17 protein-coding genes are annotated in these 18,313 nt (G+C 47.0%); 6 read left to right on the plus strand and 11 right to left on the minus strand.

What is annotated here, in order from left to right:
• Positions 1–81 precede the first annotated feature (81 nt).
• From cysT to ACTHRY_RS06645, 3 genes are all read right to left on the minus strand, one after another.
• Positions 82–918 (minus strand): sulfate ABC transporter permease subunit CysT, encoded by an 837-nt coding sequence (cysT, locus tag ACTHRY_RS06635; RefSeq protein ID WP_440374121.1) that lies wholly within the window; start codon positions 916–918, stop codon positions 82–84.
• A 160-nt stretch (positions 919–1,078) separates the two neighbouring features.
• Entirely contained in the window at positions 1,079–1,528 is a 450-nt protein-coding gene (locus tag ACTHRY_RS06640; protein WP_049323237.1) for a DUF4124 domain-containing protein, read from the minus strand.
• A 13-nt stretch (positions 1,529–1,541) separates the two neighbouring features.
• On the minus strand, positions 1,542–1,736 hold the full coding sequence (locus tag ACTHRY_RS06645; protein ID WP_049323277.1) for a hypothetical protein: 195 nt from the start codon (positions 1,734–1,736) through the stop codon (positions 1,542–1,544).
• 186 nt (positions 1,737–1,922) lie between these two features.
• Between ACTHRY_RS06645 and ACTHRY_RS06650 the strand changes: the two genes are divergently transcribed.
• Positions 1,923–3,551, plus strand: coding sequence for an ABC-F family ATPase (locus ACTHRY_RS06650; protein ID WP_049323238.1), 1,629 nt, complete (start codon positions 1,923–1,925; stop codon positions 3,549–3,551).
• Positions 3,552–3,735: 184 nt separating this feature from the next.
• Positions 3,736–6,201: a calcium-binding protein gene (locus ACTHRY_RS06655; RefSeq protein ID WP_049323239.1), complete on the plus strand. Its 2,466-nt coding sequence runs from the start codon at positions 3,736–3,738 to the stop codon at positions 6,199–6,201.
• A gap of 104 nt (positions 6,202–6,305) precedes the next feature.
• Here the strand turns inward: ACTHRY_RS06655 and ACTHRY_RS06660 are convergent, their stop codons facing one another.
• Complete coding sequence (locus ACTHRY_RS06660; RefSeq protein ID WP_049323240.1) at positions 6,306–7,523, minus strand: D-alanyl-D-alanine carboxypeptidase family protein; 1,218 nt, start codon at positions 7,521–7,523, stop codon at positions 6,306–6,308.
• Positions 7,524–7,726: 203 nt separating this feature from the next.
• Here ACTHRY_RS06660 and ilvA point away from each other — a divergent pair, with 203 nt between their 5' ends.
• Positions 7,727–9,250 carry a threonine ammonia-lyase, biosynthetic gene (ilvA, locus tag ACTHRY_RS06665; protein WP_049323279.1) on the plus strand — a complete coding sequence of 508 codons (1,524 nt, stop codon included), beginning with the start codon at positions 7,727–7,729 and terminating at the stop codon, positions 9,248–9,250.
• 59 nt (positions 9,251–9,309) lie between these two features.
• On the opposite strand, the gene trmB is transcribed toward ilvA, so the two are convergent.
• From trmB to ACTHRY_RS06680, 3 genes are all read right to left on the minus strand, one after another.
• Positions 9,310–10,026, minus strand: coding sequence for a tRNA (guanosine(46)-N7)-methyltransferase TrmB (gene trmB / locus ACTHRY_RS06670; protein WP_049323241.1), 717 nt, complete (start codon positions 10,024–10,026; stop codon positions 9,310–9,312).
• A gap of 143 nt (positions 10,027–10,169) precedes the next feature.
• On the minus strand, positions 10,170–10,826 hold the full coding sequence (locus tag ACTHRY_RS06675) for a response regulator (RefSeq protein ID WP_003746785.1): 657 nt from the start codon (positions 10,824–10,826) through the stop codon (positions 10,170–10,172).
• A complete protein-coding gene (locus tag ACTHRY_RS06680) occupies positions 10,823–12,583 on the minus strand; it encodes a histidine kinase (RefSeq protein ID WP_049323243.1) in 1,761 nt (586 codons plus the stop codon). The genes ACTHRY_RS06675 and ACTHRY_RS06680 overlap by 4 nt, the downstream gene beginning before the upstream one ends.
• A 259-nt stretch (positions 12,584–12,842) precedes the next feature.
• On the opposite strand from ACTHRY_RS06680, the gene mobA reads away from it, so the two are divergent.
• Together mobA and ACTHRY_RS06690 are read left to right on the plus strand one after the other, a co-directional pair.
• On the plus strand, positions 12,843–13,424 hold the full coding sequence (gene mobA, locus ACTHRY_RS06685) for a molybdenum cofactor guanylyltransferase MobA (protein WP_049323245.1): 582 nt from the start codon (positions 12,843–12,845) through the stop codon (positions 13,422–13,424).
• 383 nt (positions 13,425–13,807) lie between these two features.
• Positions 13,808–14,386 carry an NAD(P)H-dependent oxidoreductase gene (locus tag ACTHRY_RS06690; RefSeq protein ID WP_049323248.1) on the plus strand — a complete coding sequence of 193 codons (579 nt, stop codon included), beginning with the start codon at positions 13,808–13,810 and terminating at the stop codon, positions 14,384–14,386.
• 257 nt (positions 14,387–14,643) lie between these two features.
• Here the strand turns inward: ACTHRY_RS06690 and ACTHRY_RS06695 are convergent, their stop codons facing one another.
• The 4 genes from ACTHRY_RS06695 to ACTHRY_RS06710 all read right to left on the minus strand — a co-directional run bounded on the left by ACTHRY_RS06695 (position 14,644) and on the right by ACTHRY_RS06710 (position 17,088).
• Complete coding sequence (locus tag ACTHRY_RS06695) at positions 14,644–15,483, minus strand: NAD-dependent epimerase/dehydratase family protein (RefSeq protein ID WP_049323249.1); 840 nt, start codon at positions 15,481–15,483, stop codon at positions 14,644–14,646.
• Positions 15,484–15,521: 38 nt separating this feature from the next.
• Entirely contained in the window at positions 15,522–16,004 is a 483-nt protein-coding gene (locus ACTHRY_RS06700; RefSeq protein WP_049323252.1) for a DUF2269 domain-containing protein, read from the minus strand.
• Complete coding sequence (locus ACTHRY_RS06705) at positions 16,001–16,390, minus strand: DoxX-like family protein (RefSeq protein ID WP_049323253.1); 390 nt, start codon at positions 16,388–16,390, stop codon at positions 16,001–16,003. Before ACTHRY_RS06705 ends, ACTHRY_RS06700 begins: the two co-directional genes overlap by 4 nt.
• 179 nt (positions 16,391–16,569) lie before the next feature.
• Entirely contained in the window at positions 16,570–17,088 is a 519-nt protein-coding gene (locus ACTHRY_RS06710) for a GbsR/MarR family transcriptional regulator (protein WP_049323254.1), read from the minus strand.
• 243 nt (positions 17,089–17,331) lie between these two features.
• Here ACTHRY_RS06710 and ygiD point away from each other — a divergent pair, with 243 nt between their 5' ends.
• On the plus strand, positions 17,332–18,117 hold the full coding sequence (gene ygiD / locus ACTHRY_RS06715; RefSeq protein ID WP_049323256.1) for a 4,5-DOPA dioxygenase extradiol: 786 nt from the start codon (positions 17,332–17,334) through the stop codon (positions 18,115–18,117).
• Positions 18,118–18,313: the final 196 nt, after the last annotated feature.

Genomic DNA, 18,313 nt, shown 5'->3' on the forward strand with positions numbered 1-18,313 from the left:
AGGGTAGTCTCGATTTATTCTTGTATCTGTTTTGGCCGTCTGAAAAATGTTTGCTTGATGTTTCTGACGGCCTGTTGTTTGTTAAACCCTCGCTCCGGCGCGGCGGCTTAAAGTCCATTGTATAATGTTTAAAATCAGCAGGATGACAAACGAAATCATCAGCATAAACAGAGCAACGGCAGACGCGCCCTGAGCATCGTATTGCTCCAGTTTGCCGGTAATAATCAAGGGCAGGATTTCAGACACCATCGGAATATTGCCTGCGATAAAGATGACCGAGCCGTATTCGCCGGTAGAGCGGGCAAACATCATGCCTGCACCGGTCAACAGGGCCGGTGTGATTTCAGGCAAAAGGACGTGGCGGAACGTAGTCCAACGGCTTGCGCCCAAAGTTGCCGCCGCTTCTTCATACTCGCCCGACAATTCTTCCAATACCGGCTGCACGGCGCGGACGATAAAGGGCAGGCTGACGACGATCAGCGCAATCCAGATGCCGGTAGGCGTAAAGGCGATTTTGATGCCCAAAGGCTCGAAAAAACGACCTATCCAGCCATTGGGCGCATATAGGGTTGCCAACGCAATGCCTGTTACCGCTGTTGGCAGCGCAAACGGCAAATCGACCAAAGCGTTTACCAACCCTTTGCCCGGAAATTCATAGCGCACCAATACCCAAGCAACCAATGTACCGAACACGATATTGGTCAACATTGCATAAAACGACATCCGCAAGCTCAGCCAGACGGCCGCCAAGACATTGGGTTCGGTAATCGTGTTCCAAAATCCGCTCCAGCCGATTTCTGCCGCTTTGGCCGCCATCATGGCAAACGGCAAAACCACCAAAAGCGACAGGCATAAAACCGTCAAACCCAGGCTGAGTTTGAAACCTGGCAATACAGAAGGCGTTTTGAGTAACAACATAATGGCAACCGTCAGAATTTAATACACGCTTACTTTAACAAGGCCGTCTGAAAACTGGAAAGAATGCTTTGTTAGGTATAAAGACGATTTTGTTATATTGAAAAGATGAAAAGGCCGTCTGAAAACCAAATTTCAGACGGCCTTGCTGGTGTGGTAAATATCAATAGGCAACAGGATCTTGATATGCAGGCTGGCGTTGTGCTGCGTCATAGTTTTCCTGAGCCGAGCGGACGGCTTTTTCCAAACCCTTGATCCGTTCGAGATAGCGGGCATAGTTGCGTTCATTGCCATAACGCACTTTTTTGCCTTCTTCCAAATTTTTCTTGGCGGTATCCAAAGCACGCTTGGCCGCACCGACATCAGCCGGATTGACCGGGGCGACAGCTTCTTCCGCCTGCTCGGCTTCGCTTGGGGAAGTCGGCGTTGCCGGTGTTGAAACAGGCGCAGAAGTATATACGGACGGTTTGCCGATATTGCTGGCTTTGCAGTTTTTGCCGCCGGCTTGGGTATAGACTTTGCGGCCGGCAGAATCGGTACATTCAAAAATAGGCGCGGCAGAAACCGCAGTTGTCAAAGCGAGCAGTAATGTGCTGATCCAAATTTTGTTCATTTTTTATTTTTCCTTAAAACCATTTCCACCAAACAAACAAAGCTGCAATCATGAGGATGTTGGCGAAGAGTATGGGTTTCCACTGTCTGGGCGCGCGCCGCAATTCAGTGCCAGAACGCGTGCGGCGGATATAGAAAAACGGGCTGAGCAGCATGGAGGCGGCGCATACCAAAATAATCACGGCGTAATAGATTTTGTGCGTTTCCATATCGTTTCTCCGTTTCAGACGGCCTGAAAGGCTGCCTACAACGCATTTTTGCGTGAAGCGTTGCCTGTTTTCATCTTGCATCGGGTATTGGGCACATTTGCCATGGCCTCAATCCTGAGGTCTTTGCAAAAATATGCTACAATCGCGTCCGATTATAACATTCTATTTATAAAGGTTTTACGAATAATGATTTCTACCAACGGCATCACCATGCAGTTCGGCGCAAAGCCGCTGTTTGAAAACGTATCCGTCAAATTCGGCGAAGGCAACCGTTACGGCTTGATCGGCGCCAACGGCTCAGGCAAATCCACCTTCATGAAAATCCTCGGTGGCGATTTGGAACAGACTGCCGGCGAAGTCGCGATTGAAAACGGCGTGCGTTTGGGTAAATTGCGCCAAGACCAGTTTGCCTACGAAGACATGCGCGTGCTGGACGTGGTGATGATGGGTCATACGGAAATGTGGGCGGCGATGACCGAGCGCGATGCGATTTACGCCAATCCCGAAGCTACCGAAGACGACTACATGAAAGCCGCCGAACTGGAAGCCAAGTTCGCCGAATACGACGGCTACACCGCCGAAGCGCGCGCTGCCGAATTGTTGAGCGGCGTGGGTATTTCCGAAGATTTGCACAATGCGACCATGGCGGAAGTTGCCCCGGGCTTCAAGCTGCGTGTATTACTGGCGCAAGCCCTGTTCTCCAAACCTGATGTATTGCTCTTGGACGAACCGACCAATAACTTGGACATCAATACCATCCGCTGGTTGGAAGGCGTGTTGAACCAATACGATTCCACCATGATTATTATTTCGCACGACCGTCACTTTTTGAACGAAGTCTGCACCCACATGGCGGATTTGGACTACAACACCATCACCATCTATCCGGGCAACTACGACGACTATATGCTCGCTTCCGCCCAATCGCGTGAGCGCGCCCTGAAAGACAACGCCAAAGCCAAAGAGAAACTGCAAGAGCTGCAAGAGTTTGTCGCCCGCTTCTCTGCGAACAAATCCAAAGCCCGTCAGGCAACCAGCCGTCTGAAACAAGCAGACAAAATCAAATCGGAAATGGTCGAAGTCAAACCTTCTACCCGTCAAAACCCGTATATCCGTTTTGAAGCCGATGAAAAAGCCAAGTTGCACCGTCAGGCTGTGGAAGTTGAAAAACTGGCCAAACGTTTTGAAACCCAGTTGTTTAAAAACCTGAACTTTATCCTTGAAGCAGGCCAACGCCTCGCCATCATCGGCCCGAACGGCGCAGGTAAATCTACCTTGCTGAAACTTTTGGCCGGCGCGTACAACCCCGAATATTCAGACGGCCTGTTGCCGGACGAAGGCACCATCAAATGGGCGGAAAAAGCCAGTGTCGGCTACTATCCGCAAGACCATGAAAACGACTTCGACGTTGATATGGATTTGACTGAATGGATGCGTCAATGGGGCCAGGAAGGCGATGACGAACAAGTCATCCGCGGCACTTTGGGCCGCTTGCTCTTCGGCAGCAACGATGTCGTGAAAAAAGTGAAGGTTCTCTCCGGCGGTGAAAAAGGCCGTATGCTTTACGGCAAACTGTTGCTGTTGAAACCCAATGTCTTGGTCATGGACGAACCGACCAACCACATGGACATGGAAAGCATCGAATCCTTGAACATGGCGCTGGAAAAATACAACGGCACGCTGATTTTCGTATCGCACGACCGTCAGTTTGTATCTTCACTGGCTACCCAAATCATTGAATTGGATGGCAAAGGCGGATATGAACACTACTTGGGCGATTACGAAAGCTATCTGGAGAAAAAAGGTTTGGCTTAAATCTTTACCCACAATCTAATGAGGCATTGAGATGCCGTCTGAAAATTTCTATATTTTCAGACGGCATTTTCTTTTCAAAATTAAACAATAGTATATTGAACTTTTATGCCAAAATTATGACTAATAAAAGCTTTTTTGCAAAATAATAACTCAATATTATGATATTTTTGAAGGAATATATTAAATGGTAAACATTAAAACAGCAGTACCCAATGCTTCTCAATATGGTGCCAAACTTGGCTATACGACTTATGAGGCAGAACAAGGTGAACTGAAAAACGGTGTTGTTAAAAATGCCCCTTCTTCAGAGGCAGAACACGCAACTGCCCGTGAAGCAAGCGGTCAGGCATATGTTGATTTGCCGACTAATGCATCTGTTTCATTTATTGCACAAGCAGATGCCAATGCCGTAACCGTCCGTTATACCGTTCCTGACGGTGAAAGCGGTAAAGTAGAAGTTAAAGTCAATAATACAGTGATCGGTACTTTGGATTTGTCTTCCAAATCTAACTGGCAATATTTGGATAACTATACATATCATCCGAATGACGATATTAAAGTTCATGATACACCCGCGGCAGATAGGCTTGCCCGCTTCCAATTTGACGAAGTCAGCCAATTATTTAAAGAGGCCAATATCAAGGTAGGGGATAAGGTTACCATCACTAATATCGACAGCACGCCTGTAGGCATTGACTTGGTTGACTTGGAAAAGGCACCGGACGCCATTAGACAGCCTGAAAACAGTGTCAGCATTACTGATTTCGGCGCAGTCGCCAATGACGGCTCGGATGATTACCAAGCATTTATGGCTGCGATTGAATCTGCAAAAGCGTCTAAAAAATCTGTTTACATTCCTGAAGGTCAATTTGATTTTTCACGACCGATTTCTCTTTATGTTCCTGATGGCATTAAGATTACCGGTGCAGGGCAATGGCACACTAAGTTACATTTTTTGAATACAGAAGCTGCTAAATACGATGATAAGGGTTATGCGAGCGGTGGCGGTGGTATTACTTTTGAACCTGGTAGTAAAGATATAGATTTGGGCAATCTCTCTATGGATTCAAATCTAAATTCAAGACATGATGAGAAAGCCAATTATAAAGGGATATCCGGCACTTTAGGTACTGGCTCTTCTATTCACGATATCAAAATCGAACATTTTGAAGCTGGCGTATGGATTGGGGATTATTCTAAAAACAAACCTTTAAATTACACTGATGGTTTGACTATCTCCAATGCTACTATTCGCAATAACTTTGCAGACGGCGTTAACTTTGCACAAGGTACCAGCAATTCCACTGTTATCAATTCCAATATCCGCGGTAATGGTGATGATGGCTTAGCAACATGGTCAAGTCATCATGAGAATACCAATGCCCATGTTGCTGAAAATAACCGCTTTTTGAATAATACCGTTGAATTAGGCTGGCGTGCGGCCGGTATTGGTATCTTTGGCGGTAAAGGTCATGAAGTAGCCAATAACCTTATCAAAGATAATGCCAATTGGGGTGGCGTACGCTTAAACACTGTATTCAAAAACAGCCATAATTTTGATTTCAATGATACGGGTATTTCCGTTCACGATAACTTACTGGTAAACAACGGGACTAATGCCGACACATATGGCCGTGTTAAAGGTTCTATCGATTTGGAAGAAGGTAGGGATTATGCTACTCCCAAAAAAGATATTTTGGGAGAACTCAACAATATCAAAATTGAAAATAACACTATTGTGAATAATCTTTCCGAGCAAGAAATTACCAAAACCCGTAATCCTAAAGAAGGTAATATTCCGGAGTCTGTAAACGAGACTACATTGACCATCGAAAATAATCACAGCCTTTCGGTAGCAGAAAATAATTCTGCAAAAAATGTAGCGGAAGTAGATGATCACAGTCATACCCAAGCCTCGCTTCATTTAGGGGAGGATAACATCATAACCATTACGGACAGCAGCCATGCTCTTGTCAGCGGCGGCGATGGTAATGACCGGATCAGAGGCGGTTTGGGCCATGATACGATTAACGGTGATTCAGGTGATGATGTCATTTTCGGCTATGATGGAGACGATCGTCTTAATGGTGGTATGGGCAATGATTCTGTACATGGAGGTAATGGCAACGATACCTTATGGGGAGAAAGTGGCGATGACCGTTTGAATGGGGGTGATGGCGACGATGTTTTATTCGGCGGACAAGGAACCGATTACTTGGTAGGTGGCAAGGGTGCCGATACTTATGTTTTCAGCCTTGGAGAAGGTAAGGATACGATTGTCGATAATGTGGGCGAACATAATGCGTTGCAATTCGGCCAAAATATCTCTGTTAATGACCTGCACATTGATGTTACCACCGATGTTCGAGGCAATACTGATTGGAAAATTACCATCAAGGGATCAGAAGGGGACAGCATTACCATCAATGACCAATTCGTTTCCGGTAAAACTGATGCTGTGATTGACACCTTCCGTTTCGATGAAGGTACATTGAGCCTGCAAGATTTGATGGGTAGATTGTCAGGCAACGGCAATATCAGTAATTTGTCAGCTGTCAATACGCACACTGAGCGCATGAGCTACTCGTCTGTCAATACGGCTGATGTTCACGATGACGCAGCATCTGTCGCCAACGCTGGAATCATTTAATTAGCTGTTTTTTAGGCTAAATAAAGGCCGTCTGAAAACTGGAAAACAGATTTCAGACGGCCTTTTTGTGGCTTATCTTGTTATGGTTGATTGTTTAGGAAGGATTAACTGAATAAACCTTTAAACCACAACACAATCGCGTCCCACATACGGCGCAACCAGCTGCCTTCTTCCACGCCGGTCAGGGCGACGACGTCTTTTTCGGCAATGACTTTGCCGTCTTTCATGACTTTCAGTTTGCCCAATACTTGGCCTTTTTCAATTGGGGCGAGAACGGGCTGAAGTGTTTCTAAGATTGGTTTGACGTTTTTGCCGGTATCGTGGGGGATGGTAATGTAAACATCGTCCAAGAAGCCGATGTCTACGGCTTTGGTGCTGCCTTTGTAAACTTTGACTTGGGAAATTACTTCTCCGCCGTTATAAAGTTTGGGCGTATCAAATGCCTGCAACGCCCAGTTGAGCAGTTTGCTGCTTTCACTGGCGCGCGCTTCGGTGGATTCGGCACCGGCAAGGATGGAAACGATGCGGCGGTTGTTGCGTTTGCTGGAAGCGGCAAGGTGATAGCCTGCGCCTTCAGAATAGCCGGTTTTCAAACCGTCGATACTGCTGTCGCGATAGAGCAGAAGATTGCGGTTAGGCTGCTCGATATTATTGTATTTGAAAGATTTGTTTGCAAACAAAGGATAGTATTTCGGATAGTCGTTGATCAGTGCGGCTGCCAAAATGGCTAGGTCGCCAACGGTTGAAACATGGCCGTTAGAAGAAATGCCGGTCGGATTGTTGAAGTGGGTGTGCTTCATGCCCAAGCGTTTGGCTTCTTCGTTCATTTGTTTGACGAATTCGTCGATAGAGCCGTTGCCAATGGCTTCGGCAAGAGTAATGGCGGCATCGTTGGCCGATTGGATGGTTGTACCCTTAATCAAGGAGCTGACGCTGACAGGAACTTTAGGATCGAGGAACATGCGCGAACCTTCGACTTTCCAGCCGACGTTTGAAACTGTCAGCATTTGGCTTGCTTCAAGTGTACCGTTTTCTAATGCTTTAAAGGCAAGGTAGGCAGTCATCATTTGCGTCAACGCGGCAGGTTCGATAGGCGCGTCAGCATTGTTGGATGCCAAGGTTTGCTTGCTGTGCAGGTCGGTAACGATGTAGGCAGTCGCCGCGATTTCCGGAGGCGTTGTCGGACTGTTGATGCTGTGCAACAATGGCTGCGGCTGTGCCTCGCCTTGTACGGCAGGTGCGGAGGCAACCGGGTCGGCGGCAAGGGCGTGGGTATTCAGGAGGGCAGCAAAAATTAAGCTAAGTAGCGTTTTTTTCATCATTGTTTGTAGATTTGAATATGGGTGGATACTGTTATTGAGTAAACAGTTTGGCATACTAAATAGATAGTAAGCGGACATTATACCGTTTCATTCAGGATTTGCTAAGATTTTTCTTGCCTTCAGACGGCCTCAGGGGTATGGTTTTAACTTTTTCCTTAGGCCGATTCGGCCGAATGACAATTTATTTTCAAACACTGAATACCATGAACCATCCTCTTCCTCTTTCCGATTATCTGACCCGTATTTTGACCGCTTCCGTTTATGATGTAGCCATAGAAACGCCTTTGGACTTGGCGCGCAGTCTGTCAGGCCGTCTGAACAATCAGGTTTTGCTCAAGCGCGAAGATTTGCAGCCGGTGTTTTCGTTCAAAATCCGTGGTGCGTACAACAAAATGGCGAAGCTGCCTAAAGAAGCCTTGGATTGCGGCGTGATTGCTGCCAGCGCGGGCAACCATGCGCAGGGTGTGGCTTTGTCGGCGCAATATTTAGGTTGCCGCGCCGTCATCGTGATGCCGGAAACAACGCCCAAAATTAAAATTGACGCGGTCAAGAGCCGCGGTGGCGAAGTGGTATTGAAAGGCGTGTCTTACAATGATGCCTATGATTATGCGATGGAGTTGGCTGAAAAGGAAAAGCTGACTTATATCGCGCCGTTTGATGATCCGGATGTGATTGCCGGCCAGGGAACCATCGGTATGGAAATCCTCCGTCAACACCGCAATATCAATGCAATTTTTGTTCCGATTGGCGGCGGCGGTTTGGCAGCAGGCGTAGCGGCATTTATCAAACAGGTTTGCCCTGAGATTAAAGTGATTGGCGTGCAAACCGATGACTCTTGCTGTATGAAGCAATCGGTAGAAGCAGGGGAAATCGTACATTTGAAAGATGTCGGCCTGTTTTCAGACGGCACGGCGGTCAAGGTTGTCGGTGATGAAACCTTCCGCCTGTGTAAAGAGCTGCTGGACGAGATTATTACGGTTAATACGGATATGTTGTGCGGCGCAATTAAAGATATTTTTGACGATACGCGCAGCATTACCGAGCCTGCTGGCGCATTGGCACTTGCCGGTCTGAAGGCTTACGTTGCGAAAAACAATATCCAAGGTCAAAACCTGGTTGCCGTCACCAGCGGCGCCAATATGAACTTCCACCGCTTACGCCACGTTTCGGAGCGCAGTGAGCTGGGCGAGGGCAACGAAGGCATTTTCGCCGTTACCATTCCCGAAGAAAAGGGCAGCTTCCTGAAGTTTATCAATTTGTTGGGAAGCCGGAACATTACTGAGTTTAACTATCGCTACGGCAGCGATAAAAATGCGCATATTTTTGTCGGCTTGCAAACCGCCGGTGCGCAAGACTTAGCCGTCATCAGCGCACAACTGACTGAAGCAGGCCTGCCCAATGTCGATTTGACCAATGATGAAATCGCCAAAATCCATATCCGTTACATGGTCGGCGGCCGTACGGAAAAAGTAGCCAACGAACGTTTGGTCAGCTTTGAATTTCCTGAGCGCCCGGGTGCGTTGTCCCGTTTCTTGAACCATATGCGTGCCGAGTGGAATATTACTTTGTTCCATTACCGCAACCATGGCGCAGACTATGGCCGTATTTTGGTCGGTATCGATGTGCCGGAAAGCGACAATGAGGCTTTTGCCGACTTCTTAGATAGCTTGGGTTATGTCTATAAAGAAGAAACCGACAATCCGGCCTATAAACTTTTCTTGGCTTAATCGGTAAGATAAAAGGCCGTCTGAAATTTTTCAGACGGCCTTGTGTTTTAAGTTTTGGATTATTTTTTGCGGAACACCAAGTCCCAAACGCCATGACCCAATCGCTTGCCTCGGGCTTCAAACTTGGTTTCAGGACGATAATCAGGCGTAGGGGCGTAATCGGCAGCCGTGTTTTGCAAAGTATCGAAACTGCTCAAAACCTCCAGCATTTGCACGGCGTATTCTTCCCAATCGGTCGCCATATGGACATAGCCGCCGCTTTTGAGTTTGGGCAGCAGCTTTTCAACAAACGGCACTTGTACCAAGCGGCGTTTATTGTGGCGTTTTTTGTGCCAAGGGTCGGGGAAGAAAATATGAATACCGTCTAAAGAATTGTCTTCCAGCATTTTTTCCACCACTTCCACCGCATCATGACGCATCACGCGGATATTGGAAATGTGTTCTTCCTCAATCAGCTTCAAGATATTACCGACGCCCGGGCCGTGAACATCAATCGCTAAAAAGTCGGTATCAGGCAGACGTTTGGCGATTTCCACCGTTGCGACACCCATACCGAAACCGATTTCCAAAACTTTAGGGTTGTCCCGTCCAAAAGTGCGGTTCAAATCCAAAGGGGCTTCTTGGAAGTCCACACCGAATTGCGGCCACATCGTATCGATGGCGCGCTGTTGGGCTGCGGTCATATGGCCTTGGCGCAAAACGAAACTGCGGATGCTGCGTTTGTGTTCTTCAGGAACGGTATTTTCAGGCGTATTTTCTGGAATGTTTTCGGACATATCGTTTTAAATCAGTGAGAAATCAAATAAAAAGGCCGTCTGAAAAAATCAGACAACCCTGCTTACAAACCGGCGTGATTATAGCGAATAAACGCTTTATCTGAAACCTTTCTACAACAAGGTTTCAGTTTCAGACGGCCTTTTTAAGACAATTCCGGTTGCGGTACTTTATGTTGCACCGCATAAACCGCAGCTTGAACGCGGCTGCTTAGATTCAGCTTGCGCAATAGGTTTTGAACATGCACTTTGACGGTAGATTCAGCCAAGTTTAAATGGCGGGCAATGATTTTATTGCTGTGTCCGGCGGCAAGGTAGCCCAAGATTTCCATTTCGCGCGGGGTCAGCTGCGCCAGCAGGTGGTCGGAGCGGGAAGGAGAAGGGGAAATCAGCGATTGCACCAAGCGGCTGGTCATTTCAGGGGAGAATACATTGTCTCCGTCGACAGCTTTTCGGATGCTTTCCAAGAGGAAGTCGGCGTTGATGTTTTTCAGCAAAAAGCCTTTTGCACCCATACGCATACATTCGGTCAAGTCGTCGCTGTCTTCGGAAACAGTCAGCATGATGACTGTCAGCTGCGGATTGATGCTCAAAATTTGAGCCAGGGCTTCGCGTCCGTTCATAACCGGCATATCCAAGTCCAGCAAAACTACATCAGGCTTGAGCTGTTCGACCATTTTTACGCCGGCCAGGCCGTCTGAAGCTTCGCCGACGACTTCAAAATCGGGCTGGCGGGAGAGCAGGGCTTTGATGCCGCTGCGAAACAGGGTGTGGTCGTCAATAAGAGTAATTTTAATTGTCATGATGCTGTTCTCATTTGTTGCGGCAAAGTCAGCATCACTGCCGTACCTTGCCCAATCTGCGATGTAATGGCCAATTGTGCGTTAATCCGTTGGGCACGTTCCTGCATAATGCCCAAGCCGACATGTTCGCCTGAAGGCCGGTTTGATAAGTGTTCTTGATTAAAGCCTGCGCCGTCGTCCTGAATCTTCATGACAAAATCGCCGTGGTTGGCAATTTCGACACTGACATGCTGCGCACGCGCGTGTTTCCGGATGTTGGACAGGCTTTCCTGCAAGATGAAGATGATTTGTAAGTGTTCATCATAATTCAATGCCTGTCCGTCGTCCTGCCATTTTAAATCAACCGGGATACCGGTTTGCCGTTCAAAACGCGCCAGCAGCGATTCTACCGCTTCAGGAAAATCTTTATTGCTGATTTTGGTGCGGAAATTCATCAGCAGCTCGCGGACGTCTTCATAGCATTCCTGCACGCCGTCTTTAATGAAGCTGATGTTTTCTTCAGCCTGCTCGCGTTGGTTTGAAGCAAACGCGCTTTCCAGCATTTGCACCTGCAAATTCAAAAAGGTCAGGGCTTGTGCAATGCTGTCATGCAAACCTTGTGCAATCAAGTTGCGTTCCTGCAAGACGGCAAGCAGGCGGCGTTCTTGTTCCATGCGGTTGTTGGCGATGGAAATCCCCAGCTGCCCGCTTAAAGTCTGCAACAATTTTTCATCTTGCTCATTGGGCATCTGGCCGTCTGAAAAATACAGGGCCAATACGCCGAGCTGTTCGTCTTGGTAAACGATTGGGAATTCTACACGATTTCCCTCTTTGGTTTCACCGACACTTGCCGCCAAGTCAGAGCGTTTGCGTTCTTCATCGGAAAGATATACCGTACCGCCCAAGGCGGAAAACGCCGGAAGAATCTGAGCCAAAAATTCTTCTGCGGCCTGTTGCGGCGTAAAGGTTTGGTGCAGGTTGCGCGTAGTCTGGTAGAGCAGGGTCAAGTCACGGTTTTGCCGGGCCAAGTCTTGGGTTTGTTGGGCAACCTGTCCTTCCAAATCCGTATAAAGCGTTTTCAGACGGCGGCTCATTTGGTTGAAACCCTTGCTGACTTGGGCGAATTCACGAATTTGGTCTGTATCGATTTGAACCCCGAAACGGCCTTCGCTGATGGTTTCCACTCCGTCGCGCAGTTTTTCCAGCGGCCGGATGATCCACGAATAATGCCAAACAATCATCAAGCCGGCAGCCACTAAAATCATCAGCATCATCGCCATTTGAAAACGGCGCAGCCACAAAGTATTTTGCTCGTTGGCGTTTTCCATTGCCTGTAAAAACAGCTCGATATTGCCGGCAAAACGGTACAGGCCGATTTGGGTCGGCCGCTCGTAATGTTGCAAAGAAGGCTTGATGTTGGATTCCCAATCGATCAACAGCATCGATTGGATCAAATCGTAAGCCAACGGCATTTGTGACGGAATCAGCGGATGAATGGCATCGCTTTGCGTTACATTGGCCAGCGTACGTTCAAATTCTTTGATTTGGTTGTCAATTTGCGCATTGGGCGTACGGACGCTTGCCATATAAGCCAAACGATACACCTGCATTTTCAAGCTGCCCGCATCTTCAATCGTTTTGGCCGCGCTTTCCAAACGCCAAGAAAGCAGCAGGGTAAAGGCAATCGATAAAAAAGCCGAGCCGACCCATAACACGGTCAGTAGTTTTAAACGCGAGGACAAACTCAGGCCGTCTGAAGATCCGGAGAATAAACGCATAAAGCACGCAGGAAGACTAATCCGATAATCTTATAAAAATATCATTCTTTCGGCCTATAAACAACCTGTCTAAAATAATTGTATGGTTATGATAAGAAAAAACAGGGGTTTAATGTAAAATCATGTTATGATAAAATTCATCTTAAGTGAATTAAATCACAAAATCAGGTTTCAGACGGCCTGAAGCCTTAAAAACTTATTCCATAAAACAACATCGCGAATAACACTTACACACTCTGCTTTGCAAAGGACTACCAAAATGAAAATTTTTGCACTGATATTGGCCGGCGGGCAGGGAAGCCGGATGGGAGGTGTCGATAAAGGGTTGGTGCAGTGGCACAACAAAGCCTTGATAGACCACGTTATCGAAAAAATCCGCCCGCAAGTCAGCCATATCGCCATCAGTGCCAACCGCAATCTCGAATCCTACGCCCAACGCAGCGCACACGTTTTCTCCGATGCGCGCCAATGGCAACATTACGGCCCTTTAGCCGCCTTGTGTACCGCCGCCAACGATTTGCAAATTGCTACTGCAGACTGGCTGCTTATCGTCTCCTGCGATATGCCCCGCCTGCCTGAAAACTTGGTTTCCCAGTTTGAGACCATCGCCAAACGCACGCCGTTGTGCAATGCATTTTACGTTGAAACCCCGGCCAGACCGCATTACAGCGTGATGTTTATCCGTCCGCAAATCCTGCAAAGTACCGTGCCATACCTTTATTCAGGAATGCGCAGCATACGCGGCTGGTTGCAGCAGCAACGCGCACGGGTCGTTCCTTTCCCTCATGAGCAGGATTTTATCAGCTACAACACGGAAAACGATTTGGCTCAGCCTTTGTAGTTGGGTCAGTAAGGGGACTAATATTCAGATAGGAATACGCCACTTGATGATGGTTAAAATCTTTCAATAGGTAATAACTATCTAGTAATCAGTCCCCTTATAAATTATTCAATCCGTGTATTCGGAAGAATGATACGTTTCTCGTTAAAATAAACTTTGGCTTTTCCCTATCGGCTGTTTCTTTTAGGTCATTTATTCTGCCTAAGTCCAAATTATCTACGAACAAATCCTCGTAAAACAGTTGACCGAAAAAATTCACGGGATATTCTGATTTTACGTTGCATGGCTTAAGATGTTCAGACGGCCACACTTTCAAAATAAAGGCTAAAACGGCATAATAGCAGCCCCCCCTTTGTTAGAATTGCCTGGTTTAGGAGAGTCAAATGAATATTTTATTACTAGACGGCGGTAAAGATTTCGGACATTCGCATGGTGAGTTAAATCATACACTTCATAAAAAAGCGAAAGAAGTTTTGACAGCGCTTGGACACAATGTAAAAGAAACTGTGATTGATGCTGGCTATGACGTTGAAGCAGAAATCGAAAAATTCTTGTGGATGGACGCTGTGATTTGGCAGATGCCAGGTTGGTGGATGCACGAACCTTGGACAGTGAAAAAATACATAGACGAAGTATTAACCGCCGGACACGGCAAACTTTACCATAGTGATGGTCGTCATCGTGTCAATCCAACCGAAGGCTATGGCACTGGCGGTTTGTTACAAGGCAAAAAACACATGCTTTCACTTACTTGGAATGCGCCGATTGAAGCGTTTACCCGCGAAGGCGACTTCTTCGAAGGAAAAGGCGTGGATGTGTTATACATGCATTTCCACAAACTCAACGAGTTCATCGGCCTGACCCGTCTGCCGACATTCTTATGTAATGATGTGATTAAAAATCCACAAGTTGAAAAATACTTGGCAGACTACCAAGCCCACTTGGAAAAAGTGTTTGGCTAATTGCAGAATATGGGTTTGGAAGGTGGGCATTTGCCCACCTTTTTTCATTTTTTGTTTATGCTTACTGTGTGTCTAAAGACAATCAAGTTTGCACGAAACGGCATAGTGTTTTTGCCGATGTGCCAAATTCCTAAATGGAAACTTATAACATACCTTTATTAATGCTAAAACCTGTCAATAGCAATGTCTGAATAGGCCGTCTGAACAACAGACGGCCTTTCTTTCTTGATTTTAAGGTTAAACAGTTATCAGCCGATTTATAGGCAGTCGGCAAAGTTTTCAGCCGCCAAAGGTTCTCTTCCCAATAAAGCTGCAAAATCAGAATAATCGGCGCATGAACCCTGCTTGAGCAGGGAAAAGCTGTCGCGGCTGATGATGCCGTTGCTGAGGAGATTGGCCAACGGCAATGCTGGGTTAATCAGGCGCAGGGGAACGGGTAGGATGTGTTGCGGCGGTTTGTGGTGCAGGGTTTGGCGGAGGGTGGTCAGGTATTCCGCCAAGGTCAGGGTTTGGCTGCCTGTCATATTGATGATGCTGTGGTCAGTGTCGGTTTGGGCGGCAAGTTTTGCCAAGCCTTCGGCAACATCGGCAAGATGGACGGGCTGCAAATGAAAGCGGCCGCCTTCCGGCAGGGGAAGCAAAGGGAGGCGGGCTAATTTGATGAACAGTTCGCAGCTGGTTCCTCCGCGCCCGTAAACGACGGATGGTCTGGCTATGGCAATCGGTATGCCGCTTTGGGCAACGGCATCATCTCCACGTCCTTTGCTGCCGACAAAGTTGATGGATTGAGATGGGTCGGCACTCAGTGCGGATAGTTGCCCCCAGCGTTTTACTCCTGCTGCTTTCGCCCATACGGCGAGCTGTTTGGGCGTGTGGTGGTGTACGGTTTCGAGTATTTCGGCATGACGGCTCATGATGCCGATGCAGTTGATAAGGACGTCTTGCCCCTCTAATAAACGGCGGGCGGCTGTTTCATTGGGATGAAGAAAGTCGAAGGCGCGGCGGTCGGGCGTGCAAACTTGATAACCTTGTTCTTTGAGAATTTGAATGGTACGCCTGCCGATGAAGCCGCTGCCTCCGAAAATAATGATATTCATGGTTTTTTCTTTATGTTGTTGAGGTCGTCTGAAAATCTTTAAATCGGTTTCATCACCATCAGGAAGTAGATCACGATAGTGGCGCAAAAGGCGGGATAGCCCAGCAATTCCCAACGTCTGGCATAACGCCAATAGGGCTCAGGAATGGTGTCTGTGTTTTCTTTATGCGCTTTTTCGGCAATCTTTGCCATACGGACTTGCAGCCAGACAACGGGCAGCCAGCAAATGCCTGCAAGGATGTATAAACCGAGCGTCATCCATACCCAATTTTGTTCCAGCATGGTGGAAACAGTATAGCCGCGTTCGTACAGCATCCATAAACCGGACAAGGGTTGGAAAATGACGGCGGGTGTCGTAAACCACCAATCCGCTTTGATGACCCAATGCGAGACCACCGACTGCGCGGCGACCGAACCGCTGCGGTTTGCCCAAAAGAGGTAAAACGCTGTACCAAAACCGGTGCCGACCATTAAGGTAGCCGAGATGATGTGCAGGGTTTTAACGATTAAATAGGTGTTCATTTTTTATCTCCTACGGATTGATACAGAAAAAACAAAGTAGCCATAATCGGCAGGTTTTTTACCAAGGGTGCAAACGGATGCGCCCACATTTCGGGCAGCCTGAAGGCAATAATCAGGCTGTATGCCGCGACGGTTATCAATTGCAGCAGCCATACTGAGGAATGGGAACGAAGGCGGCTGAAGCATAAAAAAGCAAAACCAATGTCCAGCAGAGAAGCGGCGATTAATGTAGGCCATTGCAACGGATTGGGAATACCGACCGAATGCAGCAAATCCAATGACATTTCAGGCATGAAAAACAGAGGTTGGGTACCGCTCCAGAGCCATAGCAGCCCCATCGAGTAAGACAAGTAGGCAGGAGGAGGGCGTTTAATGTTATCGAGCATACCGAGTTCCTATTTCATCAGTTAAGCCTATTTAATCTTTTATTTCTAAAATTTCTGTCAAAAGAGAAATAGTAGGGTAAAAAATTTTATTTATACATGCCCATGTAAAACTGACATGAGCATGTTTTCATATTTCTAAATAGCATAGGCAGTATTTTTTGAGCAGATGCCCATCACCATCAACGGAAAAATTTTTGTATTCCTGCGCCGACTTTCAAGATTTTTACCATGGTTGAAGTGGATAGCTTCAGCATTTCATTTGCCCATATGGTCAGCGTATTGATGAAATCATGGGTTTGTCGGATTCGCTGCTTGGCGGTTTCATTTTCCTGGCTAAATTCAGGGCTGTCGATCAGGCTTTGCAAAAATTGCCGCGTCGGTTCGATTTCGCGCTGCATACGCACTTCAGCAATGGTGCGGAACAAAGTCCAGACATCATCCGAAGTTTCAAAATGATCGCGCCTATCGCCCAAGATATGCACGGTATGTACCAGTCTCAGGTTTTGCAACTCTTTAATACTGTTGCTGACATTGGAGCGCGCTACGCCGAGCGTTTCGGTAATTTCCTCGGCATTCATCGGCCTGCCCAAGATATAGAGCAGGGCATGGATTTGCGCAACGGTACGGTTGACCCCCCATTTGGTACCCATTTCGCCCCAATGGAGGATAAATTTTTCAGTGGTCGGATTTAGTTTCATAGTGATGGTATTCTATTTTTATCTTTTATTTCTGTCAATACAGAAATAAAGAAATTTTAGCGTATGAAGTAAAAATGTTCAGACGGCCTTTTGAATCAACCTTTTTTCTATATATCCTCTCAGAATCTCTAGACCTTATCAGTCATGATTTCTTATGAGGAAAAGATGTTGTTCGTAAACCGGTATTTTTTGAATAAAAATTTATCCGTACAATCTGCCGTATTAGATAGCGAGGAGTAAATCATGAAAAAAATGCCTGTATTGTTTGTCGGGCATGGCAGCCCGATGAATGTGTTGGATAAAGAAAACCTGTTCAATCAGAATTTCAGCCTAATTACGCAAAGGTTTGCCAAACCAAAAGCTATTTTGATGATTTCAGCGCATTGGTACAGCAGCCGTTTGCAGGTAACTTCAGGCGCGCATCCTAAAATGATTTACGATTTCTACGGCTTTCCAGATGAACTCAGTCAAGTGCAATATCCTGCGCCCGGTTCGCCTGAGCTGGCGGCGCAAGTGCGGTCGTTATTACAGCCGGAAAAGGTCGAGTTGAACCCAACGCGTGGCTTTGATCATGGCGCTTGGGCAGTATTGAAATTTCTTTATCCCAATGCCGATATTCCTGTGGTGCAACTTAGCCTTAACCGTTTGCAGTCGGCAGAATGGCATTTCAATTTGGCGAAAAAATTATCTGCCTTGCGCGAACAAGGTGTGCTGATTATCGGCAGCGGCAATATTGTGCATAATCTAAGGGCGATAAGCTGGGAACATATCGATCAAATCGGTGCGGGGTATGAATGGGCGTTTGCATTTCGAGAAACGGTCAATCAAGCGATTGCAACACGAGATGATGAAACCTTGGTGCATTATCAGCAGCTAGGAGAAAAAGCCGAGCTTTCCGTGCCAACACCGGATCATTACTTGCCCTTGCTGTACATCATGGCATTGCGCGAACCGCAAGATGACATTACGTTTTTCAACGATAAGCTGATTGCAGGCTCGCTTAGTATGACGTCGGTTTTGGTGGGGTAAAAAGAGAAAAATCAGAACAAAGCATTTGTTCGATCCACTTTGCAGATGGTGCCAAGTTGTTTCAGACGGCATTTTATATCTACATAAAAGCCTTGATATCGACAAAGATCAGATTAAGCCTGTAAGTTTTGAATGTAAATAATTGAGCAAAATAGGGAGTAGGTTTGAAGGTAACTTACAAAATCTCTTTGTAAGA

This window comes from Neisseria sp. P0004.S004 (genome assembly GCF_051963335.1).
Taxonomy (GTDB): domain Bacteria; phylum Pseudomonadota; class Gammaproteobacteria; order Burkholderiales; family Neisseriaceae; genus Neisseria.

What these genes read in the sequence shown, in the direction of transcription:
- cysT (WP_440374121.1), bottom strand. Translation starts at nt 918, where the DNA reads ATGTTGTTACTCAAAACGCCTTCTGTATTGCCAGGTTTCAAACTCAGC.
- ACTHRY_RS06640 (WP_049323237.1), bottom strand. Translation starts at nt 1,528, where the DNA reads ATGAACAAAATTTGGATCAGCACATTACTGCTCGCTTTGACAACTGCG.
- ACTHRY_RS06645 (WP_049323277.1), bottom strand. Translation starts at nt 1,736, where the DNA reads ATGGAAACGCACAAAATCTATTACGCCGTGATTATTTTGGTATGCGCC.
- ACTHRY_RS06650 (WP_049323238.1), top strand. Translation starts at nt 1,923, where the DNA reads ATGATTTCTACCAACGGCATCACCATGCAGTTCGGCGCAAAGCCGCTG.
- ACTHRY_RS06655 (WP_049323239.1), top strand. Translation starts at nt 3,736, where the DNA reads ATGGTAAACATTAAAACAGCAGTACCCAATGCTTCTCAATATGGTGCC.
- ACTHRY_RS06660 (WP_049323240.1), bottom strand. Translation starts at nt 7,523, where the DNA reads ATGATGAAAAAAACGCTACTTAGCTTAATTTTTGCTGCCCTCCTGAAT.
- ilvA (WP_049323279.1), top strand. Translation starts at nt 7,727, where the DNA reads ATGAACCATCCTCTTCCTCTTTCCGATTATCTGACCCGTATTTTGACC.
- trmB (WP_049323241.1), bottom strand. Translation starts at nt 10,026, where the DNA reads ATGTCCGAAAACATTCCAGAAAATACGCCTGAAAATACCGTTCCTGAA.
- ACTHRY_RS06675 (WP_003746785.1), bottom strand. Translation starts at nt 10,826, where the DNA reads ATGACAATTAAAATTACTCTTATTGACGACCACACCCTGTTTCGCAGC.
- ACTHRY_RS06680 (WP_049323243.1), bottom strand. Translation starts at nt 12,583, where the DNA reads ATGCGTTTATTCTCCGGATCTTCAGACGGCCTGAGTTTGTCCTCGCGT.
- mobA (WP_049323245.1), top strand. Translation starts at nt 12,843, where the DNA reads ATGAAAATTTTTGCACTGATATTGGCCGGCGGGCAGGGAAGCCGGATG.
- ACTHRY_RS06690 (WP_049323248.1), top strand. Translation starts at nt 13,808, where the DNA reads ATGAATATTTTATTACTAGACGGCGGTAAAGATTTCGGACATTCGCAT.
- ACTHRY_RS06695 (WP_049323249.1), bottom strand. Translation starts at nt 15,483, where the DNA reads ATGAATATCATTATTTTCGGAGGCAGCGGCTTCATCGGCAGGCGTACC.
- ACTHRY_RS06700 (WP_049323252.1), bottom strand. Translation starts at nt 16,004, where the DNA reads ATGAACACCTATTTAATCGTTAAAACCCTGCACATCATCTCGGCTACC.
- ACTHRY_RS06705 (WP_049323253.1), bottom strand. Translation starts at nt 16,390, where the DNA reads ATGCTCGATAACATTAAACGCCCTCCTCCTGCCTACTTGTCTTACTCG.
- ACTHRY_RS06710 (WP_049323254.1), bottom strand. Translation starts at nt 17,088, where the DNA reads ATGAAACTAAATCCGACCACTGAAAAATTTATCCTCCATTGGGGCGAA.
- ygiD (WP_049323256.1), top strand. Translation starts at nt 17,332, where the DNA reads ATGAAAAAAATGCCTGTATTGTTTGTCGGGCATGGCAGCCCGATGAAT.